This is a genomic window from Pseudomonas sp. MYb541, from assembly GCF_037479595.1.
GTDB lineage: Bacteria > Pseudomonadota > Gammaproteobacteria > Pseudomonadales > Pseudomonadaceae > Aquipseudomonas > Aquipseudomonas canadensis.
Map to the genome: position 1 here is coordinate 63,398 of NZ_JBBGYS010000029.1, position 25,079 is coordinate 88,476.

Genomic DNA, 25,079 nt, shown 5'->3' on the forward strand with positions numbered 1-25,079 from the left:
CTGACAACCCTGGAGTGTCTGGTTTGATCGTCTTCCGTTATCTGTCCCGCGAAGTCCTGTTGACCCTGAGTGCCGTGAGTGCGGTATTGCTGGTCATCATCATGAGTGGTCGTTTCGTCAAATACCTGGCCCAGGCTGCCTCCGGCGCCCTGGATCCGGGCTCGCTGTTCCTGATCATGGGCTTTCGTCTGCCGGGCTTCCTGCAGCTGATCCTGCCGCTCGGCCTGTTCCTCGGGATCCTGCTGGCCTACGGCCGCCTTTACCTCGAAAGCGAAATGACCGTGCTCTCGGCCACCGGCATGAGCCAACAGCGCCTGCTGGGCATGACCATGATACCGGCCGCCGGCGTTGCGCTGATCGTGGCCTGGCTGAGCCTGAGCCTGGCCCCCCAGGGCGCCATGCAGTTCCAGCTGGTACTGAATAAACAGGACGCGATGACCGAGTTCGACACCCTCGAACCCGGCCGCTTCCAGGCGCTCAATGACGGTTCGCGGGTGACCTACACCGAAACCCTGACCGACGACCGTGCCAACCTGGGCGGTGTGTTCATCTCCGAGAAACGTCTGGGCCAGGACAAGAAGGACCGTGGCATTTCCGTGCTGGTGGCCGATTCCGGTCGCCAGGAAGTGCGTCCTGACGGCAGCCGCTACCTGATCCTGGAAAATGGCTATCGCTACGATGGCAGCCCGGGCATGGCCGATTACCGTGCGATCAAGTACGACACCTACGGCGTGATGCTGGCCCGTCCGGATATCAGCGACGAAGTCACCGACCGCGACGCCATCCCGACCACCGAGCTGTTCGGCAGCAAGGAACTGCGCTCGATTGCCGAGCTGCAATGGCGGATTTCCCTGCCGTTGCTGGTGTTCATCGTGACCTTGATGGCGGTGCCGCTGTCGCGCGTCAACCCGCGTCAGGGCCGCTTCCTCAAGCTGTTGCCGGCGATTCTGCTGTACATGGCTTACCTCACCATCCTGATTTCCGCCCGTGGCTCCCTGGAGAAAGGCAAGCTGTCGCCGACTCTCGGCCTGTGGTGGGTGCACGGGATCTTCCTGGTGATTGGCCTGGGCCTGCTCTATTGGGAACCGATCCGTTTGAAAATGATGAGCCGTCGTGGCCAGAAGGAGTTGGCTCGTGGCTAAGCTCGATCGCTACATTGGTAGCAGCGTACTGATCGCCATCCTGGCGGTATTGGGCATCATCCTCGGTCTGGCCTCGTTGTTTGCCTTCATCGATGAAGTCGGCAACGTCAGCGATACCTACACCGTGTGGGACGTGCTGAGCTACGTGGCCCTTACCGCGCCGCGTCGGCTCTACGACATGATGCCGATGGCCGCGCTGATCGGCTGCCTGATCGGCTTGGGCAGCCTGGCCAGCAACAGCGAACTGACCATCATGCGCGCCGCTGGCGTGTCCATTGGTCGAATCGTCTGGGCGGTCATGAAACCCATGCTGCTGCTGATGGCGTGCAGCGTGCTGATCGGCGAATACGTCGCGCCGCCGGCCGAAACCACGGCTCAGGCCAATCGTGCCCTGGCCCAGGGTTCAGGCGATGCACAAAGCTCCAAGCACGGCCTGTGGCACCGCCAGGGCGAAGAATTCATTCATATCAACGCCGTGCAGCCGGGTGGTCTGTTGATTGGTGTCACGCGCTATACGTTCGACAAAGAGCGTCACCTTTTGGAGTCAAGCTTCGCCAAACGTGCGCAATACGGTAGCGAAAAGTGGCAACTCAGCGACGTTACCACGACTTACTTCCGTAACATCGGCCAGGGCACCAAGGCCAGCACCGAGGTGATCAACGTGCCGAGCCAGGAGTGGGATATTGCCCTCAAGCCGGAACTGTTGAATACCGTGGTGATGATCCCGGAAAGCCTGCCGATCTCCGGGTTGTGGGGTTACATCCACTACCTGAAGGACCAGGGCCTGAACAATGGCCGCTACTGGTTGGCATTTTGGGTCAAGGTGTTGCAACCGGTGGTGACTGCCGCGTTGGTGCTGATGGCAATTTCCTTCATCTTTGGCCCGTTGCGTTCCGTGACCTTGGGGCAGCGCGTATTCACGGGCGTGCTGGTGGGCTTCACCTTCCGCATTGCCCAGGACCTGCTCGGCCCGTCAAGCCTGGTGTTTGGCTTCTCGCCGCTGTTTGCGGTGCTGGTGCCCACGGCCATCTGCGCCTTGGCCGGTTTCTGGCTGTTGCGCCGGGCCGGTTGATTCCGCGCTTATGAACAAAAAATGCCCCGGTCGAGAGATCGGGGCATTTTTGTTCTGGTCAGCAAAGATGACGTCTGGCCTGAGCATCAGGTACAATTCCCGGCTATTTTTCAGCGGGCAATCTGCCTGCAGCCTTTTTGAGTGTTGATCCGTGAGTGATTTGAGTCATATCCGCAATTTCTCCATCATCGCCCACATTGACCATGGTAAGTCGACGCTGGCCGATCGATTCATCCAGATGTGCGGCGGCCTTGCCGAGCGTGAAATGGAAGCCCAGGTACTGGACTCCATGGACCTCGAACGCGAGCGCGGGATCACCATCAAGGCCCACAGCGTTACGCTGTATTACAAAGCCAAAGACGGCATCACCTACCAGCTGAACTTCATTGACACCCCAGGCCACGTCGACTTCACCTACGAAGTCAGCCGGTCCCTGGCGGCCTGTGAAGGTGCCTTGCTGGTGGTTGACGCAGGGCAGGGTGTGGAAGCGCAGTCGGTTGCCAACTGCTACACCGCGATCGAGCAGGGCCTGGAAGTCATGCCCGTGCTGAACAAGATCGACCTGCCTCAGGCCGAGCCTGAGCGCGTCAAGGAAGAGATCGAGAAGATCATCGGCATCGACGCCACCGACGCCGTCACCTGCAGCGCCAAGACCGGCCTGGGTGTCGACGAAGTGCTCGAACGTCTGGTGCAGACCATTCCAGCCCCGACCGGCAACTACGAAGATCCGCTGCAAGCGTTGATCATCGACTCCTGGTTCGACAACTACCTGGGCGTTGTCTCCCTGGTACGCGTGCGCCACGGCCGTGTGAAGAAGGGCGACAAGATCCTGGTCAAATCCACCGGCAAGATCCACCTGGTGGACAGCGTCGGTGTCTTCAACCCCAAGCACACCGCGACCGTTGATCTGAAAGCCGGTGAAGTAGGTTTCATCATCGCCGGTATCAAGGACATCCACGGCGCGCCGGTGGGTGACACCCTGACCCTGAGCTCCACGCCGGATGTCGACGTGCTGCCAGGCTTCAAGCGCATCCAGCCGCAGGTCTACGCGGGTCTGTTCCCGGTCAGCTCCGATGACTTCGAAGACTTCCGCGAGGCCCTGCAAAAGCTGACCCTCAACGACTCGTCGTTGCAGTACACCCCGGAAAGCTCCGACGCCCTGGGCTTCGGCTTCCGCTGTGGCTTCCTGGGCATGCTGCACATGGAAATCATCCAGGAGCGCCTCGAACGCGAGTACGACCTGGACCTGATCACCACCGCGCCAACGGTTATTTTTGAGTTGTTGCTGAAAACCGGTGAAACGATTTACGTCGACAACCCGTCCAAGCTCCCGGATCTCTCGGCGATCGAAGACATGCGCGAGCCTATCGTGCGGGCCAATATCCTGGTTCCGCAGGAGCACTTGGGCAACGTTATTACCCTGTGTATTGAAAAGCGTGGCGTGCAGCGCGACATGCTGTTCCTCGGCACCCAGGTCCAAGTGACCTACGACATGCCGATGAACGAAGTGGTATTGGACTTCTTCGACCGCCTCAAATCCACCAGCCGCGGCTATGCTTCGCTGGATTACCATTTCGACCGTTACCAATCGGCTAATCTGGTGAAACTGGATGTGCTGATCAACGGCGACAAGGTCGATGCCCTGGCACTGATCGTGCACAAGGACAACGCGCACTACAAAGGTCGCCAGTTGACCGAGAAGATGAAAGAACTGATTCCGCGCCAGATGTTCGACGTCGCGATCCAGGCCGCCATTGGCGGGCAGATCATTGCGCGGACCTCCGTCAAGGCACTCAGAAAGAACGTACTGGCCAAATGCTACGGCGGTGACGTAAGCCGTAAGCGCAAGCTGCTTGAGAAGCAAAAGGCCGGTAAAAAACGCATGAAGCAAGTAGGTAACGTGGAAGTTCCACAAGAAGCCTTCCTTGCGGTGCTCAGGTTGGATAGTTAGGTCCTATGTCGCTAAATTTCCCGCTGTTGCTGGTCATCGCCGTTGCCGTTTGCGGTCTCTTGGCGTTGCTCGATCTGGTGTTCTTCGCCCCGCGTCGGCGGGCGGCTATCGCGTCCTATCAGGGCAGCGTCAGCCAGCCCGATGGCGTGGTGATCGAGAAGCTGAACAAAGAGCCTTTGCTGGTTGAATACGGCAAGTCGTTCTTCCCGGTGTTGTTCATCGTGCTGGTGCTGCGTTCGTTCCTGGTGGAGCCGTTTCAGATCCCCTCGGGGTCGATGAAACCTACCCTGGACGTGGGCGACTTCATCCTGGTGAACAAGTTTTCCTACGGGATACGCCTGCCGGTGATCGACAAGAAGGTCATCGAAGTCGGTGATCCGCAGCGCGGCGACGTGATGGTGTTTCGCTACCCGAGCGACCCGAACGTCAACTACATCAAGCGCGTGGTCGGCCTGCCGGGCGACGTGATCCGCTACACCAGCGACAAGCGCCTGCTTATCAACGGTGAGTCGGTGGCCGAGAAACTGATCGGCTCCGAACCGAACAGCCTGGGCAGCGCCGAGCTGTACCAGGAAAAACTCGGTACGGTAGAGCACGAAATCCGCAAGGAAATGAGCCGCTACCGTGCCCAGCCTGACGGCCAGTGGACAGTGCCGGCCGGGCACTATTTCATGATGGGCGACAACCGCGACAACTCCAATGACAGCCGGTACTGGGATGACCCCAACATTCCCAAGGACCTGCTGGGCATGGTTCCCGACCAGAATATCGTCGGCAAGGCCTTCGCGGTCTGGATGAGCTGGCCGGAACCCAAACTCAGCCACTTGCCGAACTTCTCGCGGGTCGGGCTGATCAAGTAATACAGGCGGCGCTGTGAACACAGCGCCGAATGCTTTTCTGGGGTGGGGACAAATCTGTCCTGCCTCATGCTGCACCAACCAGGATTTGAATTTGAACACTGCGTCAATCGTCGATGGCCGCCGGTGCCACCAAACAGATATGGGTAAACCGTGAGCGTTTCTCTAAGTCGTCTCGAGCGCCAGCTCGGCTACACCTTCAAGGACCAGGAACTGATGGTCCTTGCCCTCACACACCGCAGCTTTGCAGGGCGCAATAACGAGCGCCTGGAATTCCTCGGTGATGCCATCCTCAATTTCGTCGCCGGTGAAGCCCTGTTCGAGCGCTTCCCCCAAGCCCGTGAAGGCCAGTTGTCGCGCTTGCGCGCCCGCCTGGTGAAAGGCGAGACCCTGGCCGTGCTGGCCCGTGGTTTCGGCCTGGGTGAGTACCTGCGCCTGGGCTCCGGTGAACTGAAGAGTGGTGGTTTCCGCCGTGAATCGATCCTGGCTGACGCCCTCGAAGCGCTGATCGGTGCCATCTACCTCGATGCAGGCATGGAAGCGGCCAAGGAGCGCGTCACCGCGTGGCTGACCTCCGAGATCGAAAGCCTCACGCTGGTCGACACCAACAAAGACCCCAAGACCCGCCTGCAGGAATTCCTGCAGTCCCGCGGTTGCGAACTGCCACGCTACGAAGTGGTGGATATCCAGGGTGAGCCGCATTGCCGCGTGTTCTTCGTGGAATGTGAAATCACCTTACTGAACGAAAAAAGCCGAGGTCAGGGTGTGAGCCGTCGTATTGCCGAACAGGTAGCGGCCGCTGCAGCACTGATTGCCCTGGGCGTGGAGAATGGCCATGACTGATTCAACCGCAACACGCTGTGGCTATGTTGCCATCGTCGGCCGCCCGAACGTGGGCAAGTCCACGCTGCTGAACCACATCCTCGGCCAGAAGCTCGCGATCACCTCGCGCAAGCCGCAGACCACCCGCCACAACATGCTGGGCATCAAGACCGAAGGCAACGTGCAAGCGGTCTACGTCGACACCCCAGGCATGCACAAAGGTGGCGAGAAAGCCCTGAACCGCTACATGAACAAGACCGCTTCGGCGGCGTTGAAAGACGTCGACGTGGTGATCTTCGTGGTCGACCGCACCAAGTGGACCGACGAAGACCAGATGGTCTTGGAGCGTGTGCAGTACGTCACCGGCCCGCTGATCGTCGCGCTGAACAAGACCGACCGTATCGAAGACAAAGCCGAATTGATGCCGCACCTGAGCTGGCTGCAGGAACAACTGCCGAACGCGCAGATCATCCCGATCTCGGCCCAGCACGGTCACAACCTGGAGGCGCTGGAGCGTGTGATCGCCGAGCACCTGCCGGAGAACGAGCATTTCTTCCCGGAAGACCAGATCACCGACCGCAGCAGCCGCTTCCTCGCCGCCGAACTGGTGCGTGAGAAAATCATGCGCCAGATGGGCGCCGAGCTGCCGTACCAGATCACCGTTGAGATCGAAGAGTTCAAGCAGCAGGGCAAGACCTTGCACATCCATGCGCTGATCCTCGTTGAACGTGACGGCCAGAAGAAAATCATCATTGGCGACAAGGGCGAGCGCATCAAGCGCATCGGCACCGAAGCGCGCAAGGACATGGAATTGCTGTTCGACTCCAAGATCATGCTCAACCTGTGGGTGAAGGTTAAAGGCGGCTGGTCCGATGATGAGCGTGCACTGCGCTCCCTGGGCTACGGCGACCTGTAAGGTCCTGAATACACCGCAGGGCTGAAATGTGGGAGGGGGCTTGCCCCCGATAGCGGTGGGTCAGTTGAAAAACAAGTGACTGACACACCGCCATCGGGGGCAAGCCCCCTCCCACATTAGGTTTGTGTAGTTTTCAACAGTGCATTCCAGCAGTGAGCAGCCATGTCCCAATCCCCACCCCCCAGCCAACTCGCTTACGTCCTGCACAGCCGCGCCTACCGCGAGACCAGCGCTCTGGTGGACTTCCTCACGCCCCAAGGCCGCCTGCGCGCTGTCTTGCGCAGTGCGCGCGGCAAGGCGGGCACGTTGGCGCGGCCCTTCGTGGCCCTGGATGTGGAGTTTCGCGGCAAGGGCGAGCTGAAAAATGTCGGTCGCATGGAAAGCGTCGGCACTTCTGCCTGGCTCAATGGCGAGGCGCTGTTCAGCGGTCTCTACCTCAATGAACTGTTGATCCGCTTGCTCCCTGCCGAAGACCCCCATCCGGCAGTCTTCGATCACTATGCCGCCACACTGTTGGCCCTGGCCGAAGGTCGTCCCTTGGAGCCGCTGCTGCGCGCCTTCGAATGGCGCCTGCTCGATGACCTGGGTTACGGCTTTGAACTGGCCAACGACCTGCACGGCGACCCCATCGCCGCTGATGGCATGTACCGCCTGCAAGTCGATGCCGGTCTCGAACGCGTCTACCTGCTGCAACCCGGCCTGTTTCAAGGCACGGAATTGCTGGCCATGAGCGAAGCCGACTGGACCGCCCCCGGCGCCTTGTCCGCCGCCAAGCGCCTGATGCGCCAGGCCCTGGCCGTGCACTTGGGCGGACGGCCGTTGGTCAGTCGCGAGTTGTTTCGAAAGCCCTGACAACCCCGTGTATGCTGTGCAGCGTTTCTTTCCCTTTTCAGGAGCGCTTCCGTGACCACCAGCAATCGCATTCTTCTTGGCGTCAACATCGACCACGTCGCTACCCTGCGCCAGGCCCGGGGCACCCGTTACCCTGACCCGGTCAAGGCCGCGCTGGACGCCGAAGAAGCGGGTGCCGACGGTATCACCGTGCACCTGCGCGAAGACCGCCGCCACATTCAGGAGCGTGACGTGCTGATGCTCAAGGAGGTGCTGCAAACCCGCATGAACTTCGAAATGGGCGTCACCGAAGAAATGATGCAGTTCGCCGAGCGCATCCGCCCGGCGCACATCTGCCTGGTGCCGGAAACCCGCCAGGAACTGACCACCGAAGGCGGCCTCGACGTGGCCGGCCAGGAAGCGCGGATCAAGGCTGCCGTGGAGCGCCTGTCGAAAATCGGCAGTGAAGTCTCACTGTTCATCGACGCCGACGAGCGCCAGATTGAAGCTTCACGCCGTGTCGGTGCACCGGCCATCGAGTTGCACACCGGCCGTTACGCCGATGCCATCACACCCACCGAAGTGGCCGACGAACTGCAGCGCATCATCGACGGCGTGAGCTGCGGCCTCAAGGAAGGCCTGATCGTCAACGCCGGCCACGGCCTGCACTATCACAACGTCGAAGCCGTGGCCGCGATCAAAGGCATCAACGAGCTGAACATCGGGCATGCGCTGGTGGCTCATGCGCTGTTCGTCGGCTTCAAGGGCGCCGTCGCCGAGATGAAAGCCCTGATCCTGGCCGCCGCCAAGCACTAAAAAAGCATGAAGACCCAATGTGGGAGGGGGCAAGCCCCCTCCCACATGCGAAGCCTTACTGTTTAGCCGGGGCAGGTGTATCGTATCTGCCCTTTGCAGGCCCTGGGCCTGCGGCAGATACGTGAGGTTGTTGTGTCCCGATCCTTTTCCCGTCGACAAATCCTGGGTGGTCTTGCAGGCCTGGCCGTAGTGGGTGCCGGTGCCGGTGGCGCCTACCGCTACTGGCTGGGGAAAGTCGCCGAGGCCGAGGCCGGGCACGATTACGAACTGATTGCCGCACCGCTGGACGTGGAACTGGTACCGGGGCACAAGACCGAAGCCTGGGCATTCGGCCCATCCGCGCCGGGCACCGAGTTGCGCGTGCGCCAGGGCGACTGGCTGCGGGTGCGTTTTATCAACCACCTGCCGGTCGCCACGACCATTCACTGGCATGGCATCCGCCTGCCACTGGAAATGGACGGCGTACCCTACGTCTCGCAATTGCCGGTGCTGCCCGGTGAATATTTCGATTACAAATTCCGCGTGCCCGACGCCGGCAGCTACTGGTATCACCCCCACGTGAACAGCAGCGAAGAACTGGGCCGTGGCCTGGTCGGCCCGCTGATCATCGAGGAACGCGAACCCACCGGTTTCAAACATGAACGCACCCTAAGCCTGAAAAGCTGGCACGTGGACGAAGAGGGCGCTTTCGTGGCCTTCAGCATTCCCCGTGAAGCGGCGCGTGGCGGCACCGCGGGGCGGCTGTCGACGATCAACGGCGTGTCCCAGGCAGTGATCGATCTGCCGGCCGGGCAGATTACGCGCGTGCGGCTGCTCAACCTCGACAACACCTTGACCTATCGCATCAATATTCCCGACGTTGAAGCGCAGATCTACGCGCTGGACGGTAACCCCATTGAGCCGCGACCGCTTGGCAAGGAATACTGGCTGGGCCCGGGCATGCGCATCTGCCTGGCGATCAAGGCACCGCCGGCCGGCGAAGAACTGTCGATCCGCAATGGTCCGGTGCGCCTGGGCACCTTCCGTTCGGTGACCAACACCGACGCGCCGACCGAATGGCCGCCAGCGCTGCCGGCCAACCCGATTGCCGAGCCGGACCTGGCCAATGCCGAGAAACTCAACTTCAATTTCGAGTGGGTGGGTTCGGTCTCGGTCAATACCGACAACGGCAAGCCACCCAGCCTGTGGCAGATCAACGGCAAGGCCTGGGACATCACCGACAAGACCTGCGCCGACCGCCCGATTGCCAAGCTGGAAAAGGGCAAGAGTTACATTTTTGAATTGAAGAACATGACCCAGTACCAGCACCCGATCCACCTGCACGGCATGAGCTTCAAGGTGATCGCCTCGAACCGCCACAAGGTGATCCCGTATTTCACCGACACCTATCTGCTGGGTAAAAACGAGCGCGCCCGCGTGGCGCTGGTGGCAGATAACCCTGGGGTGTGGATGTTCCACTGCCATGTGATCGACCATATGGAAACCGGCCTGATGGCCGCCATCGAGGTGGCGTGATGCGTCAGTTTCGCCCCACCGCGATCATCGACCGCAGCCGCGACCAGGACTTCATGCGCGAAGCCCTGGCCCTTGCCGCCCAAGGCGCTGCATTGGGTGAAGTCCCCGTAGGCGCTGTGTTGGTGCAGGACGGTGAAATCATCGGCCGTGGCTTCAACTGCCCCATCAGCGGCAACGACCCAAGCGCCCATGCCGAAATGGTCGCCATCCGCGCCGCCGCGCAAGCTATCAGCAATTACCGCCTGGTGGGCAGCACGCTGTATGTGACGCTGGAACCGTGCAGCATGTGCGCGGGGCTGATCGTGCATTCGCGGATTGCACGGGTGGTGTATGGCGCGCTGGAACCCAAGGCGGGGATCGTGCAAAGCCAGGGGCAGTTTTTTACCCAGGGCTTTCTCAATCATAAGGTGCTGTTTGAAGGAGGGGTGTTGGCCGAGGAATGCGGGACGGTCTTGAGCGAGTTCTTCAAGGCGCGAAGAGCCAAGCCGTCCCTTTGAGGTTTATTTGCAGGCGATGATCACTGCCCGCATCGGCGCCGGCAGCCCTTCGATGGTTTTGCTGTGATCTTCCGGATCAAGGAAATCACTCAGCGACTGGTACTTCATCCACTCTGTCCCACGCTGTTCCTCGACGGTGGTGACGCTCACATCCACACAGCGTACATCACTGAACCCCGCACGCCGCAGCCACAGCATCAACGCTGGCACCGACGGCAGGAACCACACGTTGCGCATCTGCGCGTAGCGATCTTCCGGCACCAGCACTTGTTGCTGATCGCCTTCGACCACCAGGGTTTCCAAGACCAGTTCGCCGCCCTTGACCAGGGTGTCTTTCAGCGCGAGCAAATGCTCGATAGGCGAACGGCGGTGATAAAACACTCCCATGGAAAACACTGTGTCGAAGCCTTCCAGATTCGACGGCAGGTCTTCGAACGGGAACGGCAGGTGCCAAGCCTTGGGTTCTGACAGATAACGCTGAACCGCCTGGAACTGACAGAAGAACAACCAGTTCGGATCAACGCCAATCACGCTGTCGGCCCCGGCGCCGAGCATGCGCCACATGTAGTAACCGTTGCCGCAGCCCACGTCGAGGATACGCTTACCCTTCAGGTTCAGGTGCGGTGCCACGCGGGACCACTTCCAGTCCGAGCGCCATTCGGTGTCCACATGCACGCCGAACAGGTGAAACGGTCCTTTGCGCCAAGGGCTCAGGCCCATCAGCGCGGCATGCATCTGCACGCGGGTGTCTTCGTCGCAGTCGGTATCGAGTGTCAGGCCGTTGAGCAAATCCACTTCGCTGGGCTGGATTTTTGGCAGTGCATCCAGCGCACTTTGCCAGCGCTCCAGGTCGCCATGACCCTTTTCCATCTTGCTATCGAGTTGCGCTTGCAGGCCCTGGGCCCACACGGCCAAAGGAGTGCCGACCAGATGGCGGGCGAGGGGGGACAAATCAATCATGGCAAGGCAATCAACGAGGCAAAGTTAAGACACTGGAACCACGGCACGACTGTCGAGAACCCCGCCGCCAACAGGCGTTCGCGGTGTTCTTCGAGGCTGTCGGGCTTCATGACGTTTTCGATGGCGCTGCGCTTCTGGGCGATTTCCAGTTCGCTGTAGCCGTTGGCGCGTTTGAACGCGATGTGCAGATCGGTGAGCAGCGCGTGTTCTTCGGGATCATTGAAGCGCAGCTTTTCCGAAAGGATCAATGCACCGCCCGGCAACAATGATTGGCGGATGCGCGAGAGCAGCGCCAGGCGCTCATCGGGTGCGATGAATTGCAGGGTGAAGTTCAACGCCACCACCGAGGCCGGCTGGAACTGCAGCGCGAGGATATCGCCCTCGATGACCTCGACCGGCAGCAGCTCCTGGAACATCGAGTCCTGGCCATTGAGGTATTCACGGCAACGCTCGACCATCGCAGCCGAGTTATCCACCGCGATCACCCGGCAACCGTCGGTGCGCACATGGCGGCGCAGGGCCTGGGTCACCGCGCCAAGCGAGGATCCCAGGTCATACAGCACGCTGTTGGGTTGGGCGAACTGCGCGGCGAGTACGCCGAGGTTCTCGACGATGGTCGGGTAGCCGGGCACCGAGCGCTTGATCATGTCCGGGAACACCCGCACCACGTCCTCGTTAAAGGCGAAGTCCGGCACCTGGGGCAGGGGCTGGGCGAATAGGCGATCGGGTTCTTTGCTCACGGTTGTTCCGGCGACGATTGGGGAAAGGCCGGCATTTTAGCCAAGTTGGCCCTCATGTGCGCGGGTTGTCTGATGGAAAGCCGAGGCAGTGATGCCCCACTGGCCCAGCCAATACGTGGTGATCAGCAAATAAGGCGCTGCATCGAACGCCACCACAAACCGATTGATACCAATCAGCGTGTCAGAAAACACAAACGACACCGCACCTGCCGTCGCCAGCCATGCCGAGCGTTTCGGCACGTCGCTGCCCAGTCGCGCCAACGCACGCCAGAGCATGGCACTGATCACGGTTGCATAAACCACCACTGGAATCAGCAGGTCACCCAGGCCATGGGAGATCAGGATGCTCAGCAGGATCGCGCCCACGCCCAGCGCCAATACCAGCGGCAGCAGCGCCAAGCGGCGACAGTCACTGAAATAGGCTTTGAGGTACGCCAAATGCGCAAACAGGAAGGCACCCAAGCCGAAGATGAACAGGTCGCCCGGCCAGGCCAGCAGTACATCGCCCACCAGGGAAAAAATCAGCCCCAGGCTGATCCAGCGTCGATAGTCGGTGGGCGGCGCGTCATGCAGCCAGCCCAGCAGTGCCAGTACCGGCAACGGTTTGACCAGCAGGCACAACAAGGTGGCATGGGTGGCAAGGCCGTAGATAAAGGTGCCGGCGCCCATCAACGCAAGAATCAGCCATGGCATATCAGTTCACCGTGATGGCGCAGTCAAAGGTTTCGACGGGTTCGGCTTCCGGTTCCCAGGGTTGCTGGGAGGTCAGGCGCAAACGACCCTGGCCGGTGGCGAAAGCCTGGAAGCGCCAGGTCGACTGGCCGCCGCCACCGATCACGCCGGATTCCGTGCTGCTGTAGACCTCAGGGCTCAACGCGCGCAGCACGCCGCCAGCGGAATCCTGGATGGCCCAACGGTAGCCGGTGGTGGGGTTGCTTGGCAGGGTGAGGATCAGGTTTTGTCCGCTTTTGAGCTGGAGCGGGCAGGCGCTCTGATTGTCCACGGTGATATTTTGCTTCGGTGCACTGGCGCACGCGGCCAGCAGGGCAAGGCTCAAGGGGAGAAGCAGGCGGGCAGCGGTCATGGGGGCTCCGTTGATTCACGACGAAGGGCGAGCATAACCGAAGATGAGACAAGGTGTGACAAGAGGGATTTGTGTTGTTGCGACAGACGCCATCGCGGGCAAGCCCGCTCCCACATTTGACCGATTTGTCATCAACAACACCGATCCCTGTGGGAGCCGGGCTTGCCCGCGATGAGGCCAGACCAGGCACTACATAACTCTCAGAAGAGCACTTTCGCCACATCCGCAAAGCGCTTGGCAAAGTGCACTGTCATGCCTTCTTTCAGGTATTCCGGCAACTCTTCATAGCTGCCACGGTTCGGCTCCGGCAGGATCAGCTCATGGATCTTCTGGCGCCGCGCCGCAATCACCTTCTCGCGCACGCCGCCAATCGGCAGCACATGGCCGGTCAACGTCAGCTCGCCGGTCATTGCCACGCCTTTCTTCGGCGGTTGGTTGCGCGCCAGGGACAACAACGCACTGGCCATGGTCACACCGGCGCTCGGGCCGTCTTTCGGTGTTGCACCTTCCGGCACATGCAAGTGCACGAAGGCCTCATCGAAGAACTTCGCATCACCGCCAAACGACTTCAGGTTCGAGCTGATGTAGCTGTAGGCGATTTCCGCGGACTCCTTCATCACTTCACCCAACTGCCCGGTGAGTTTGAATCCGCGATTGAGCGTGTGGATACGCGTCGCCTCGATCGGCAAGGTCGCGCCGCCCATGCTGGTCCAGGCCAGCCCCGTGATGACACCGGTGCCGGACAATACTTGCTCATTGCGAAACACTGGGATGCCCAGGGAACTCTCCAGATCCTTGTTGCCGATCTTGATCACCGAGTCCGGCTCGTCCAGCAACTTGACCACGGCTTTGCGCACCAGTTTGCCCAGTTGTTTTTCCAACTGACGCACGCCGGCCTCGCGCGCATAGCCGTCGATCAACGCACGCAGCGCGCCGTCGCTGATGGTCAGGCTGTTTTTCGACACGCCGGCTTTTTCCAGCTGTTTCGGCCATAGGTGGCGCTTGGCGATGGCGATTTTTTCTTCGGTGATATAGCCCGACAGGCGAATCACTTCCATACGGTCCAACAATGGACCTGGGATGGAGTCCAGGGTGTTGGCGGTGCACACGAACAGCACTTTGGACAGGTCCAGGCGCAGGTCCAGGTAGTGGTCGAGGAATTCGACGTTCTGCTCCGGATCGAGGGTTTCCAGCAAGGCCGACGCCGGGTCGCCCTGGAAGCTTTGGCCCATCTTGTCGATCTCATCGAGCATGATCACCGGGTTCATCACTTCAACATCCTTGAGCGCCTGCACCAGCTTGCCCGGCAGGGCGCCGATGTAGGTGCGGCGATGGCCTTTGATCTCGGCCTCGTCGCGCATGCCGCCGACACTGAAGCGATAGAACGGCCGGCCCAGGGACTCGGCGATGGATTTACCCACGCTGGTCTTGCCCACGCCCGGCGGGCCGACCAGCAGCACGATGGAGCCGGCGACTTCGCCTTTGTAGGCGCCCACCGCAAGGAATTCGAGGATGCGGCTCTTGATGTCATCCAGGCCCGCGTGGTGTTTATCCAGCACTTTTCGCGCATGTTTCAGGTCGAGTTTGTCCTCGCCATACACGCCCCACGGCACCGAGGTGGCCCAGTCCAGGTAATTGCGGGTCACCGCGTATTCCGGCGAACCGGTTTCGAGGATCGAGAGTTTGTTCAGTTCTTCATCGATGCGTTTTTTCGCCTGGGGCGGCAGCACTTTGCCTTCCAGGCGTTGCTCGAACTGTTCGACGTCCGCGCTGCGATCGTCCTTGGTCAGGCCCAGTTCCTGTTGGATGACCTTGAGCTGTTCCTTGAGGAAGAACTCGCGCTGGTGCTCACCGATCTTGCGGTTCACCTCGGCGGACAGTTCTTTTTGCAGGCGCGCGACTTCGACCTCTTTGCGCAGCATCGGCAGCACTTTTTCCATGCGCTTGAGCATGGGCACGCAGTCCAGCACTTCCTGCAACTCGTTACCGGTGGCCGACGTCAGTGCGGCAGCGAAGTCGGTGAGTGGCGACGGGTCGTTGGGGCTGAAGCGGTTGAGGTAATTCTTCAACTCTTCGCTGTACAGCGGGTTGAGTGGCAGCAGTTCCTTGATCGCATTGATCAGCGCCATGCCGTAGGCCTTGACCTCGTCGGTCGGCTCGCTCGGCTGGTGCGGGTATTCGACTTCCACCAGGTACGGTGGGCGGTGGTGCTTGAGCCAGGTCTTGATGCGCACGCGGGTCAGGCCCTGGGCGACGAATTGCAGCTTGCCGTTTTCGCGGCTGGCGTGGTGCACCTTCACCAGGGTGCCGTACAGCGGCAGGGCGGAGGTATCGAAGTGGCGTGGGTCTTCCGGCGGGGTTTCCATGAAGAACAGGGCCAGGGAGTGGTGGTCGGATTTGCTCACCAGCTCCAGGGTCTCGGCCCACGGCTCTTCATTGACGATCACCGGCAGCACTTGCGCCGGGAAAAAGGGCCGGTTGTGGATCGGGATGATATAGACCTTGTCCGGCAGGTTTTGCCCGGGCAGCGCCAGGCCGGTATTGGATGACGCTTCGTGTTCGGCGTTTTCGGGGTCGGCGTAGTCGTTGAGGTCGTAATCAGGGAATTCTTGCTGGTCGCTCATGGGGCACCTGCATAAGGAAGTATGCAGGTTAGATGGGGCGGGGTAGCGGTGGTTTCAATGGTCGCGTGAAGTTAGCAACAAATTGCATGAATTCAGCTGATCTTGTGCAGGTAGCTCGGCAATGGCTGTTCTGGCAGCACTGACAACACTTTCAATCGTTGCAGCATGCGCTGCCGTGCGCGTTGCAGATGCTCACGCAGGTTCAACGCCGCCGCATCAAATGCGCCGTGCAGCAGCAATTCCAGAATCAGGCGATGTTCGGCCAGCATGGCCGGATCGGCGCCGATCCCCAGCAAACGGTAAAAAATCCGGCTGATGATCATAGGGCTTTGTCCTTGGCGGATCAGCGCCGCGATCTTGCGGTTCTGCAGGCCGGCGAGACAGCGCTGGTGCAAGTCCTCCTCGATCTGTTCGATGGCCTCCAGGCTGCAGTGGGGGCTGTCCTGAGCGTCCAGCACGCGTTGCAACATGGCTTCCAGCAATTGGCGGTCGAGGTTTGGGGCGCTTTGGCGCAAGGCTTCGGGCTCCAGGCAGGCGCGCAGCTCGTAGTCTTCGGTGACTTCACGGGCGGTCAAGGGGCCGGCCAGCCATTGGGAGTAGGGCTCTTTTTCCACTAGGCCTCGGTCACGCAGGCGCATCAGCGCTTCACGCACCACCGCGCGGCTGACGCCGTAGTGGTCGGCGGCGGCCTGTTCGTCCAGGCGGTAATGGCCGAAAGCGATGCAGGTGGACAGCGCCGCACCGATCTCTTCGACGATGCGCTCGCCCAGCGGCCGCGTGTCCACCAACTCATCTTCGCCGTTGAGGCCCAAGTGCGCATGGCTCAAGGGCAGGCGCAGCGGCTCCATCGCCAGGCCGTCGGGGTTGATCAGGTAGCCCCGGCCGTTGAAGCGGCAAATCAGCCCTTCCTCATGCAACAGGTCCAGGGCTCGGCGCACCGGCACACGGCTGGTGCCGAACAATTCGGCCAACGGCGCTTCCAACAAGACCAGGCCGTGGCGCGCGGTGCCGTTGACGATCGCATCACGCAATACCTGGTGAATCATCGCGTAACGGGAGGCCGGGGCGGACGCTGCTTTCATCGCTTTCTCTGGGGCTTGTGGGACGGTGGCCGGGGATTCTCTCATAAGTTGCGCCTGTCACCCTGCGCCACAGCGGCGGCACCTTTGTGGGGCTCGGAATGGGGGAATGTTACTTTTCTGCACCAAAATGTATTTATTAATAAAAGATACATTATTTCATTGAAGGCGCTTTCCTGCGGCCTTGCAAGATTTTTTCCGACTGCTTAACACCATCTATCCCGTAGCTCTGGGCAAAATCCTCCGACTGCGTAAAAGCTGTCTGAGAAAGACTGGCACGAAAGCTGCCTCTTCAAAATGTACATTTTATTAATAAGTACATTTTGTGAGGGGCACCTTGATGTCAGACGCCACTTCAATGGCTGAGGATTTCGCCAGCGGTCGCAGCGACCCTGTGCAAGCCCTTGAGCAGGCACTCGAAAAGGCGAGCCGGGCCCCGGCAGTCTTTATCAACCTGACCGCCGAGCGTGCGCGCCGCGAAGCCGAAGCCTCTGCCGCCCGTTGGCGCGCCGGGCAGCCGTTGAGCGGATTCGATGGCGTGCCATTGGCCTGGAAGGATCTGTTCGATGTGGCCGGCAGCATCACCACTGCGGGCGCCGCTTACCGCCGCAACGCGCCCGCTGCGTTGCTCGATGCACCGAGCGTGGGCCTGCTGTGCCGCGCCGGGATGGTCAGCGTGGGCAAGACCAACCTCAGCGAGCTGGCCTATTCCGGCCTGGGCCTGAACCCGCATTTCGGCACGCCGCACAATCCCCTTGGCACTGACCAACCACGCATTCCTGGTGGTTCGTCGTCCGGTTCAGCCGTGGCCGTTGCCGCCGGAATCGTGCCCATCGCCATGGGCACCGACACCGCCGGTTCGATCCGCATCCCATCGGCGTTCAACGGCCTGGTGGGTTACCGCAGCAGCAGCCGACGCTACAGCCGCGACGGCGTGTTCCCCCTGGCGCACACCCTCGACAGCCTCGGCCCGCTGACTCGCAGCGTGCGTGATGCCCTGGCCATCGACGATCTGCTGCATGGCCGCATTCAAACCCACACCGCTCGCAGCCTCAAGGGCCAGCGCTTTGTGCTGTCGCAACAAGACGTCGAACCCGCCGTGCGCAACAACCTGCTGCGCGCCGCAGAGCAACTCAAGGCCCACGGCGCGCTGATCGAGGAGCGTGAATGCCCGACCTTCCAGGCCACCCTGGACCTGATCAAACACCACGGCTGGCTCGGTTCCTTCGAAGCCTTTGCCCTGCACGAAGCCTTGCTCGACAGCCCCGACGCGGAACAACTCGACCCGCGTGTACGCCGCCGCCTCGAAGCCGCGCGCACGCTGCCGGCCAGCCAGCTTCTGCACCTGGTCGACGCCCGCCGCCGCCTGCAACAGCAACTGGTCGACGACCTCGACGGCGCCCTCCTGATCACCCCGACCGTTGCCCACGTCGCCCCGGCGTTGGCGCCGCTGGAAGCCGACGACGACCTGTTTGTGAAAACCAACCTCGCCACCCTGCGCCTGACCATGCCCGGCAGTTTGCTCGACATGCCCGGCGTGACCCTGCCCAGCGGCCGCGATGCCCAGGGCCTGCCCACCGGGCTGCTGCTCAGCGCCCCGACGGGGGAAGACGCTCGCCTGCTGCGCGCAGCGTTGTCCGTCGAATCCGTACTCACTATTTAAGGAGACACATCATGGCTAAAGACATCCTCTGTGCATTCGGCGTCGACGTTGACGCCGTTGCCGGCTGGCTCGGTTCCTATGGCGGCGAAGATTCGCCGGACGATATCTCCCGTGGCCTGTTCGCCGGTGAAGTCGGCGCGCCGCGCCTGCTCAAGTTGTTTGAACGCTACGGCCTGCGTACCACCTGGTTTATCCCCGGCCACTCGATGGAAACCTTCCCCGAGCAGATGAAGGCCGTGGCCGACGCCGGTCACGAAATTGGTGTGCACGGCTACAGCCACGAAAACCCCATCGCCATGACCGCCGAGCAGGAAGAAATCGTCCTGGATAAATCCATCGAGCTGATCACCCAGGTCACCGGCAAACGCCCGACGGGTTACGTGGCGCCGTGGTGGGAATTCAGCAAGGTCACCAACGAACTGCTGCTGAAAAAAGGCATCAAGTACGACCACAGCCTGATGCACAACGACTTCCACCCCTACTACGTGCGCAAGGGCGACAGCTGGACCAAGATCGACTACAGCCAGCACCCCGACACCTGGATGAAACCGCTGGTGCGCGGCGAAGAAACCGATCTGGTGGAGATCCCGGCCAACTGGTACCTGGACGACCTGCCGCCGATGATGTTCATCAAGAAAGCCCCCAACAGCCACGGCTTCGTCAACCCGCGTCACCTCGAAGAAATGTGGCGCGACCAGTTCGACTGGGTCTACCGCGAACACGAACACGCGGTGTTCACCATGACCATCCACCCCGACGTCTCCGGCCGCCCGCAAGTGCTGCTGATGCTTGAGCGCCTGATCGAACACATCCAGAGCCATGCCGGCGTGCGCTTCGTCACCTTCGACGAAATCGCCGACGACTTCATCCGCCGCCAACCCCGTACCTGACTCCTTAATCCCCGAGGCGCGACCCATGTCCATCTACAACAAGCTTGACCTGACTGGCTGGAAACCCCGGCAACTGAGCTCCAAGGAGGTGCGTTTCGCCACCTGGATCGCGTTTTTCGCCTGGGTGTTTGCGGTGTATGACTTCATTCTGTTTGGCACGTTGCTGCCGGAGATCGGCCGGCATTTTGGCTGGGGTGAAGTGGAGCAAGCTGAAATCGCGACGTGGGTGGCGGTGGGCACGGCAGTGGTGGCGTTTGCCATTGGCCCGGTGGTGGACAAATTGGGGCGCCGCACCGGCATCATCTTCACGGTGGCAGGTTCCGCGCTGTGCTCGGCGCTGACTGCGATTGGCGGCGCATGGGGCAAGTCGCCGCTGATCCTGATCCGTTCGTTGGGTGGTTTGGGTTATGCCGAAGAAACCGTCAACGCCACTTACTTGAGTGAGTTGTATGGCGCTTCGCAAGATCCGCGTCTTACCAAACGCCGTGGTTTTATCTACAGCCTGGTGCAAGGCGGCTGGCCGGTAGGTGCTTTGATTGCCGCCGGTTTGACCGCGCTGTTGCTGCCGATCATTGGCTGGCAGGGCTGCTTCATCTTCGCCGCGATCCCGGCCATCGTCATCGCGATCATGGCGCGCAAGCTCAAGGAGAGCCCGCAGTTCCAGATCCACCAGCGCATCAGCCAATTGCGTAAAAGCGGTGCAGTGACAGAAGCGCAAAACGTCGCCATGACCTACGGCGTGGACTACGACGAACACAGCAAGGCCGGCCTTAAAGCTGCGTTCCGTGGCCCGGCGCGGCGCGCCACATTAGTGATCGGCGCGGCACTGTTGCTCAACTGGGCGGCGATCCAGGTGTTCAGCGTGCTCGGTACCTCGGTGATCATCAGCGTGCACCACATCTCGTTCGAGAACTCGCTGATCATCCTCGTGCTGTCGAACCTGGTGGGCTATTGCGGTTACCTCAGCCACGGCTGGATGGGCGACAAGATCGGCCGTCGCAACGTGATCGGCCTGGGCTGGATGCTTGGCGGCCTGTCGTTCGCCGGGATGCTGTTTGGCCCGAGCAATATGCCGATGGTGGTCGGGCTATACAGCCTGGGCTTGTTCTTCCTGATCGGGCCTTACTCGGCGGCGTTGTTCTTTATCAGTGAGAGTTTCCCCACCAGCATCCGCGCCACCGGTGGCGCAATCATCCACGCCATGGGCCCGATCGGCGCGGTGGTCGCAGGTTTTGGCGCGACCCAGGTGTTGTCCGCCGGCAGCGACTGGCAGACCGCCGCGCTGTGGTTCGGCGCGCTGCCGTGCTTCCTGTCCGGCGCCTTGATGTTTGCCGCACGCCATGTGCGTCCGGAAACCGTTCAGTAAGGAGTGTTTGATGAGCCGTAAAGTTGCCTTGATTACCGGTGCTGCCAGCGGCATCGGCCAAGCCCTTGCCGTGGCCTATGCCCGTAATGGCGTGGCGGTGGTGGGCGGGTATTACCCGGCCGATCCCCATGACCCGCAGACCACCGTCAGCCGGGTGGAAGAGGCGGGTGGCGAGTGCCGGATGTTGCCATTGGACGTGGGTGACACCGCTTCGGTGGACGCGCTGGCGGCGCAAGCCATCCAGCATTTCGGTCGACTCGATTACGCCGTGGCCAACGCCGGGCTGCTGCGCCGCGCACCGTTGCTGGAGATGAGCGACGCGCTGTGGGACGAGATGCTTAATGTCGACCTCACGGGGGTGATGCGCACGTTCCGCGCGGCGACCCGACACATGAGCGAAGGCGGTGCGCTAGTGGCGATTTCATCGATTGCCGGCGGCGTGTATGGCTGGCAGGAGCACAGCCATTACGCGGCGGCCAAGGCCGGCGTGCCGGGGTTGTGCCGTTCGCTGGCGGTGGAGTTGGCGGCCAAGGGCATTCGTTGCAATGCGGTGATCCCTGGGTTGATCGAGACGCCGCAGTCGCTGGATGCGAAGAACTCGTTGGGGCCGGAAGGCCTGGCCAAAGCGGCGCGCGCGATTCCATTGGGCCGGGTAGGGCGGGCGGATGAGGTGGCGTCGCTGGTGCAGTTTTTGACCAGTGACGCGTCGAGCTACCTGACCGGGCAAAGCATCGTCATCGACGGTGGCCTGACCGTACGCTGGCCGGACTGATGTACTCGATCCAAATGTGGGAGGGGGCTTGCCCCCGATGACAGTGTGTCAGCCAGCTTATCTGTAGCTGACACTCTGCAATCGGGGGCAAGCCCCCTCCCACATTGGAACTGTGTTTTCTGTAGGAGATGTGTGTATGTCTCAACTCGTTAATCGCCGCGCCGTGATCACCGGCGCCGGCAGCGGCATCGGTGCCGCCATCGCCCGTGCCTACGCCGCTGAAGGCGCCCGCCTGGTGCTGGCCGACCGTAACGCCGCCAGCCTCGCGGAAACAGCGATCACCTGCCGCAACCTCGGTGCCGAGGTGTTCGAATGCTTGGCGGACGTCGGCACCGTCGAAGGTGCGCAGGCCAGTGTCGACCGTTGCGTCGAACACTTCGGCGGCATCGATATCCTGGTCAACAACGCCGGCATGCTCACCCAGGCGCGCTGCGTCGACCTGTCCATCGAGATGTGGAACGACATGCTGCGTGTCGACCTCACCAGTGTATTCGTCGCCAGCCAGCGCGCCTTGCCGCACATGCTCGCGCAGCGTTGGGGGCGGATCATCAACGTCGCCTCGCAACTGGGCATCAAGGGCGGCGCCGAGCTGACCCATTACGCCGCCGCCAAGGCCGGGGTGATCGGTTTCACCAAGTCCCTGGCCCTCGAAGTGGCCAAGGACAATGTGCTGGTCAACGCCATCGCACCAGGCCCGATCGAGACGCCATTGGTGGGTGGTATCAGCGACGACTGGAAACGCGCCAAGGCCAAGGAATTGCCTTTGGGGCGCTTCGGTCTGGCGGATGAAGTTGCACCAACGGCGGTGCTGCTGGCCAGCGAGCCCGGTGGCAACCTGTTCGTTGGCCAGACCCTGGGCCCGAACTCTGGCGACGTCATGCCATGAGTGAGGTATAGCCATGTGCGGACTCTGCGGATTGCTCGGCGAAGACCTGCACTGGAGCGACCCTTTGGGCGACGAACTGCCCCGACGCCGCGAACGCCTGCGCCGAATCGCCGCTATCAATCAGGTGCTGGCGGTGTTCCGGCTCAAGGTCGAAGACTTCCAGGGTGCGTCTTATCTGCTGTTGGGCGCCACCGGTAAGCAGGCACTGGCCAGCGGCCTGGATCAACTCTGGCAGGCGGCCGAGACCATGCTCGGCCGTCCGCTGGACCCCCTCGACCCCCACTTGCTGGATCACTTGGACTTGTAGGAGCCCGGCAAGCCGGGCTCCTACAGGGGCATCATTGAGGTAGTAAACAATGAGCATGGCTCTGAATGTGATCACCGGCTTCCTTGGCAGCGGCAAGACCACCTTGCTCAAGCGCCTGCTGCAGGGTGAAAGCCTGGGCGACACCGCGCTGCTGATCAACGAATTCGGTGATGTCGGCATCGACCATCTGCTGGTGGAAGAGGTAGCACCGGACACCGTGCTGCTGCCTAGCGGATGCGTGTGCTGCTCGATCCGCGGCGAGTTGAAAGACGCGCTGCTCGGCCTGTTGCAACGCCGCGAGCGCGGTGAAATCCCGGCCTTCAAACGGGTGATCCTGGAGACCACCGGCCTGGCCGACCCGGCGCCTATCCTTGCCACCCTGAACAACGACGTGCAATTGCGCGGGCGCTTCCATATCGGCCTGGTGATCACCCTGGTCGACGCCAGCCACGCCACTCTGCAAGAACGCCTGCACCCGGAATGGCTGGCCCAGGTGGCCGCAGCGGATCGCCTGCTGCTGAGCAAGACCGACTTGGCTGGCGATTGCACGGCGTTACGCGCTCACTTGCAGGCGCTGAATGCCGGTACGCCGATCCTCGATACCCACGACATCCACAGCGGCGATCAACTGCTGCTCGGCGAAGGTCTGCGCAGCGCCGAACCCGCCGTGGAAGTCAGTCGCTGGCAACTGCATCGCACTACTACCGCTACCCACGGCGCGGCCCAAGTGTGCAGCCTGACTTTCGACCAGCCCCTGGACTGGGTGGGTTTCGGGGTGTGGTTGTCGATGCTGTTAAGATGCCACGGCGAACGAATCCTCCGTGTCAAAGGGCTGCTCAACGTGAACGCCAGTAACGCTCCCATCGTCATTCATGGTGTGCAGCATTGCCTGCATGCGCCGGTGCACCTGCCTGCGTGGCCGGGCAGCGACCGGCAATCGCGCCTGGTGTTTATCCTGCGCGGGCTTGACCCTGCGTTGTTAAGGCGCTCGTTTGAAGTGTTCTCGCGGCGGTTCGCGGCATGATTACTCTGCGCGTCCTCGGCACCTCCGTCACCTTGCTTGAATGCCTGCGCGTACGCGCCGAGCAGGAACTGGGTATTCGCCTGGTCTACCAGGTGCACGATGTCGAGCAGGCCCAGCGCATTGCGGTGATGCAGCCCGACAGCTACGACCTGTACGACCAATGGTTCCACAACGTCGACTTCGTGTGGCCGGCCCGGGCGATCCAGCCCATCGACACCCGGCGCATTGCGCTGTGGCACGAGATCAATGACCTGCCCAAGCGTGGGCGCCTGTCGCCCGATGACCGCCTGGGCAGTGGCAGTGTGCCCAGCGAACGGTTGTTCGTGCAGCACGATGGGAGCCTTGGCAGCACGGTCACCGATCGCATCAGCATGTTGCCCCTGACCCACAACGCCGACAGTTTCGCCTACCGGCCCGAACGGTTGCCCGAAGGTTTTTGCCACGGTAACGAAAGCTGGGGCTGGCTATTGGACCCCGCCTGGCGTGCGCGCACGGCCTTGCAGAGTGACGCGGCGATTGGTGCGTTGGATGCTGCATTGGCGGTGCAGGGCGCTGGGCTGGCCAGTTTCAGGGACATCGGCAATATGAGCATCGAAGAGATCGACGTGCTGGCTGACATTCTGGTGCGCAAGCAGAAGGAGGGGCACTTTGCGGCGTTCTGGTCTGATGATGAAGAGGCGGCGCAATTGATGCTCAGCCCTAGCATCGATATCCAGAGCCTGTGGTCGCCGACCTTGATGCGCCTGCATCGCGCCGGGGTGAAATACCGCCTGGCGGTACCGCGTGAAGGGTATCGCGCGTGGTTTGGTGGATTGTCGTTATCGCGGCATGCCAAGGGGCCGGTGCTGGATGCGGCTTATGCGTATTTGAATTGGTGGTTGTCGGGGTGGCCTGGGGCGGTGATGGCGCGCCAGGGGTATTACATTGGCAATCCGGTGCGTAGTCGGGATCACTTGAGCAGTGCGGAGTGGGATTACTGGTATGCCGGCAAGCCTGCTCGGGAGGAGTTGCTGGGGAGTGATGGGTTGCCTTTGATTGATGTGGGTGAGGTGCGGGATGGGGGGGCTTATGAGGTGCGCATGGGGCATATTGCGGTGTGGAATTCGGTGATGGATGAGCATAATTATTTGGTGCGCAGGTGGGGGGATTTTATGCGGGCTCGGTGTGTTTGATTGATTGAGTACATATCCGTTGCTGCGGTAACGGCTGCTTAGGGTTCCGCCCTTACGGCGGCTCACTTTTGGAAAGGCCGGAAGCCGGCCCAG

General features: G+C 61.4%; 24 protein-coding genes. 18 read left to right on the forward strand and 6 right to left on the reverse strand.

Annotation, left to right across the window (positions count from 1 at the left end):
- The first annotated feature begins 23 nt into the window (after positions 1–23).
- From lptF to tadA, 10 genes are all read left to right on the forward strand, one after another.
- Positions 24–1,142: an LPS export ABC transporter permease LptF gene (gene lptF / locus WH299_RS18480; RefSeq protein WP_028618984.1), complete on the forward strand. Its 1,119-nt coding sequence runs from the start codon at positions 24–26 to the stop codon at positions 1,140–1,142.
- Complete coding sequence (gene lptG / locus WH299_RS18485) at positions 1,135–2,214, forward strand: LPS export ABC transporter permease LptG (RefSeq protein ID WP_122723933.1); 1,080 nt, start codon at positions 1,135–1,137, stop codon at positions 2,212–2,214. The genes lptF and lptG overlap by 8 nt, the downstream gene beginning before the upstream one ends.
- A 151-nt stretch (positions 2,215–2,365) precedes the next feature.
- Positions 2,366–4,165, forward strand: a complete 1,800-nt coding sequence (lepA, locus tag WH299_RS18490) for a translation elongation factor 4 (protein ID WP_028618986.1) — start codon at positions 2,366–2,368, stop codon at positions 4,163–4,165.
- A 5-nt stretch (positions 4,166–4,170) separates the two neighbouring features.
- Positions 4,171–5,025 carry a signal peptidase I gene (lepB, locus tag WH299_RS18495; protein WP_028618987.1) on the forward strand — a complete coding sequence of 285 codons (855 nt, stop codon included), beginning with the start codon at positions 4,171–4,173 and terminating at the stop codon, positions 5,023–5,025.
- 150 nt (positions 5,026–5,175) lie between these two features.
- Positions 5,176–5,865, forward strand: coding sequence for a ribonuclease III (rnc, locus tag WH299_RS18500; protein ID WP_016978270.1), 690 nt, complete (start codon positions 5,176–5,178; stop codon positions 5,863–5,865).
- Positions 5,858–6,760 carry a GTPase Era gene (gene era / locus WH299_RS18505; RefSeq protein WP_028618988.1) on the forward strand — a complete coding sequence of 301 codons (903 nt, stop codon included), beginning with the start codon at positions 5,858–5,860 and terminating at the stop codon, positions 6,758–6,760. Before rnc ends, era begins: the two co-directional genes overlap by 8 nt.
- Before the next feature lie 162 nt (positions 6,761–6,922).
- A complete protein-coding gene (gene recO / locus WH299_RS18510; protein ID WP_016978272.1) occupies positions 6,923–7,612 on the forward strand; it encodes a DNA repair protein RecO in 690 nt (229 codons plus the stop codon).
- Positions 7,613–7,663: 51 nt separating this feature from the next.
- Complete coding sequence (gene pdxJ, locus WH299_RS18515) at positions 7,664–8,407, forward strand: pyridoxine 5'-phosphate synthase (RefSeq protein ID WP_122723937.1); 744 nt, start codon at positions 7,664–7,666, stop codon at positions 8,405–8,407.
- Positions 8,408–8,539: 132 nt separating this feature from the next.
- A complete protein-coding gene (locus tag WH299_RS18520) occupies positions 8,540–9,922 on the forward strand; it encodes a multicopper oxidase family protein (protein WP_339550966.1) in 1,383 nt (460 codons plus the stop codon).
- Positions 9,922–10,419: a tRNA adenosine(34) deaminase TadA gene (gene tadA / locus WH299_RS18525; RefSeq protein WP_033902446.1), complete on the forward strand. Its 498-nt coding sequence runs from the start codon at positions 9,922–9,924 to the stop codon at positions 10,417–10,419. Before WH299_RS18520 ends, tadA begins: the two co-directional genes overlap by 1 nt.
- A gap of 3 nt (positions 10,420–10,422) precedes the next feature.
- Here tadA and cmoB read toward each other — a convergent pair whose 3' ends face one another.
- From cmoB to WH299_RS18555, 6 genes are all read right to left on the reverse strand, one after another.
- Positions 10,423–11,379: a tRNA 5-methoxyuridine(34)/uridine 5-oxyacetic acid(34) synthase CmoB gene (gene cmoB, locus WH299_RS18530; protein WP_339550968.1), complete on the reverse strand. Its 957-nt coding sequence runs from the start codon at positions 11,377–11,379 to the stop codon at positions 10,423–10,425.
- Positions 11,376–12,119: a carboxy-S-adenosyl-L-methionine synthase CmoA gene (gene cmoA, locus WH299_RS18535; RefSeq protein WP_122723941.1), complete on the reverse strand. Its 744-nt coding sequence runs from the start codon at positions 12,117–12,119 to the stop codon at positions 11,376–11,378. Before cmoA ends, cmoB begins: the two co-directional genes overlap by 4 nt.
- Before the next feature lie 36 nt (positions 12,120–12,155).
- Entirely contained in the window at positions 12,156–12,812 is a 657-nt protein-coding gene (locus WH299_RS18540) for a lysoplasmalogenase (RefSeq protein ID WP_339550970.1), read from the reverse strand.
- A gap of 1 nt (position 12,813) precedes the next feature.
- Positions 12,814–13,203, reverse strand: a complete 390-nt coding sequence (locus tag WH299_RS18545; protein WP_068934720.1) for a protease inhibitor I42 family protein — start codon at positions 13,201–13,203, stop codon at positions 12,814–12,816.
- A 200-nt stretch (positions 13,204–13,403) separates the two neighbouring features.
- Positions 13,404–15,827: an endopeptidase La gene (gene lon / locus WH299_RS18550; protein WP_028618996.1), complete on the reverse strand. Its 2,424-nt coding sequence runs from the start codon at positions 15,825–15,827 to the stop codon at positions 13,404–13,406.
- A gap of 92 nt (positions 15,828–15,919) precedes the next feature.
- Positions 15,920–16,909 carry a GntR family transcriptional regulator gene (locus tag WH299_RS18555; RefSeq protein WP_028618997.1) on the reverse strand — a complete coding sequence of 330 codons (990 nt, stop codon included), beginning with the start codon at positions 16,907–16,909 and terminating at the stop codon, positions 15,920–15,922.
- A 337-nt stretch (positions 16,910–17,246) separates the two neighbouring features.
- Between WH299_RS18555 and WH299_RS18560 the strand changes: the two genes are divergently transcribed.
- From WH299_RS18560 to WH299_RS18595, 8 genes are all read left to right on the forward strand, one after another.
- Positions 17,247–18,569, forward strand: coding sequence for an amidase (locus WH299_RS18560; protein ID WP_339550971.1), 1,323 nt, complete (start codon positions 17,247–17,249; stop codon positions 18,567–18,569).
- A gap of 11 nt (positions 18,570–18,580) precedes the next feature.
- Complete coding sequence (locus tag WH299_RS18565; protein WP_010212857.1) at positions 18,581–19,459, forward strand: polysaccharide deacetylase family protein; 879 nt, start codon at positions 18,581–18,583, stop codon at positions 19,457–19,459.
- Positions 19,460–19,484: 25 nt separating this feature from the next.
- Positions 19,485–20,825, forward strand: coding sequence for an MFS transporter (locus tag WH299_RS18570; protein WP_122723949.1), 1,341 nt, complete (start codon positions 19,485–19,487; stop codon positions 20,823–20,825).
- A gap of 10 nt (positions 20,826–20,835) precedes the next feature.
- Positions 20,836–21,597, forward strand: a complete 762-nt coding sequence (locus tag WH299_RS18575) for an SDR family NAD(P)-dependent oxidoreductase (protein WP_339550972.1) — start codon at positions 20,836–20,838, stop codon at positions 21,595–21,597.
- A gap of 136 nt (positions 21,598–21,733) precedes the next feature.
- Positions 21,734–22,483: an SDR family NAD(P)-dependent oxidoreductase gene (locus WH299_RS18580; RefSeq protein ID WP_095014844.1), complete on the forward strand. Its 750-nt coding sequence runs from the start codon at positions 21,734–21,736 to the stop codon at positions 22,481–22,483.
- A 13-nt stretch (positions 22,484–22,496) separates the two neighbouring features.
- Complete coding sequence (locus WH299_RS18585) at positions 22,497–22,790, forward strand: hypothetical protein (RefSeq protein ID WP_028619002.1); 294 nt, start codon at positions 22,497–22,499, stop codon at positions 22,788–22,790.
- Between the two features lie 49 nt (positions 22,791–22,839).
- On the forward strand, positions 22,840–23,814 hold the full coding sequence (locus WH299_RS18590) for a CobW family GTP-binding protein (protein WP_339550973.1): 975 nt from the start codon (positions 22,840–22,842) through the stop codon (positions 23,812–23,814).
- A complete protein-coding gene (locus tag WH299_RS18595; RefSeq protein ID WP_323623406.1) occupies positions 23,811–24,986 on the forward strand; it encodes an ABC transporter substrate-binding protein in 1,176 nt (391 codons plus the stop codon). The genes WH299_RS18590 and WH299_RS18595 overlap by 4 nt, the downstream gene beginning before the upstream one ends.
- The last annotated feature ends 93 nt before the right edge of the window (positions 24,987–25,079 follow it).

Excerpts from the sequence above, each read along its gene's own strand:
- lepB (WP_028618987.1), top strand. The coding sequence starts at position 4,171 with ATGTCGCTAAATTTCCCGCTGTTGCTGGTCATCGCCGTTGCCGTTTGC.
- era (WP_028618988.1), top strand. The coding sequence starts at position 5,858 with ATGACTGATTCAACCGCAACACGCTGTGGCTATGTTGCCATCGTCGGC.
- WH299_RS18595 (WP_323623406.1), top strand. The coding sequence starts at position 23,811 with ATGATTACTCTGCGCGTCCTCGGCACCTCCGTCACCTTGCTTGAATGC.
- WH299_RS18545 (WP_068934720.1), bottom strand. The coding sequence starts at position 13,203 with ATGACCGCTGCCCGCCTGCTTCTCCCCTTGAGCCTTGCCCTGCTGGCC.
- WH299_RS18565 (WP_010212857.1), top strand. The coding sequence starts at position 18,581 with ATGGCTAAAGACATCCTCTGTGCATTCGGCGTCGACGTTGACGCCGTT.
- WH299_RS18540 (WP_339550970.1), bottom strand. The coding sequence starts at position 12,812 with ATGCCATGGCTGATTCTTGCGTTGATGGGCGCCGGCACCTTTATCTAC.
- WH299_RS18555 (WP_028618997.1), bottom strand. The coding sequence starts at position 16,909 with ATGAAAGCAGCGTCCGCCCCGGCCTCCCGTTACGCGATGATTCACCAG.
- recO (WP_016978272.1), top strand. The coding sequence starts at position 6,923 with ATGTCCCAATCCCCACCCCCCAGCCAACTCGCTTACGTCCTGCACAGC.
- WH299_RS18570 (WP_122723949.1), top strand. The coding sequence starts at position 19,485 with ATGTCCATCTACAACAAGCTTGACCTGACTGGCTGGAAACCCCGGCAA.
- WH299_RS18580 (WP_095014844.1), top strand. The coding sequence starts at position 21,734 with ATGTCTCAACTCGTTAATCGCCGCGCCGTGATCACCGGCGCCGGCAGC.
- cmoB (WP_339550968.1), bottom strand. The coding sequence starts at position 11,379 with ATGATTGATTTGTCCCCCCTCGCCCGCCATCTGGTCGGCACTCCTTTG.
- lon (WP_028618996.1), bottom strand. The coding sequence starts at position 15,827 with ATGAGCGACCAGCAAGAATTCCCTGATTACGACCTCAACGACTACGCC.
- WH299_RS18560 (WP_339550971.1), top strand. The coding sequence starts at position 17,247 with ATGTCAGACGCCACTTCAATGGCTGAGGATTTCGCCAGCGGTCGCAGC.
- WH299_RS18590 (WP_339550973.1), top strand. The coding sequence starts at position 22,840 with ATGAGCATGGCTCTGAATGTGATCACCGGCTTCCTTGGCAGCGGCAAG.
- WH299_RS18575 (WP_339550972.1), top strand. The coding sequence starts at position 20,836 with ATGAGCCGTAAAGTTGCCTTGATTACCGGTGCTGCCAGCGGCATCGGC.
- tadA (WP_033902446.1), top strand. The coding sequence starts at position 9,922 with ATGCGTCAGTTTCGCCCCACCGCGATCATCGACCGCAGCCGCGACCAG.
- WH299_RS18585 (WP_028619002.1), top strand. The coding sequence starts at position 22,497 with ATGTGCGGACTCTGCGGATTGCTCGGCGAAGACCTGCACTGGAGCGAC.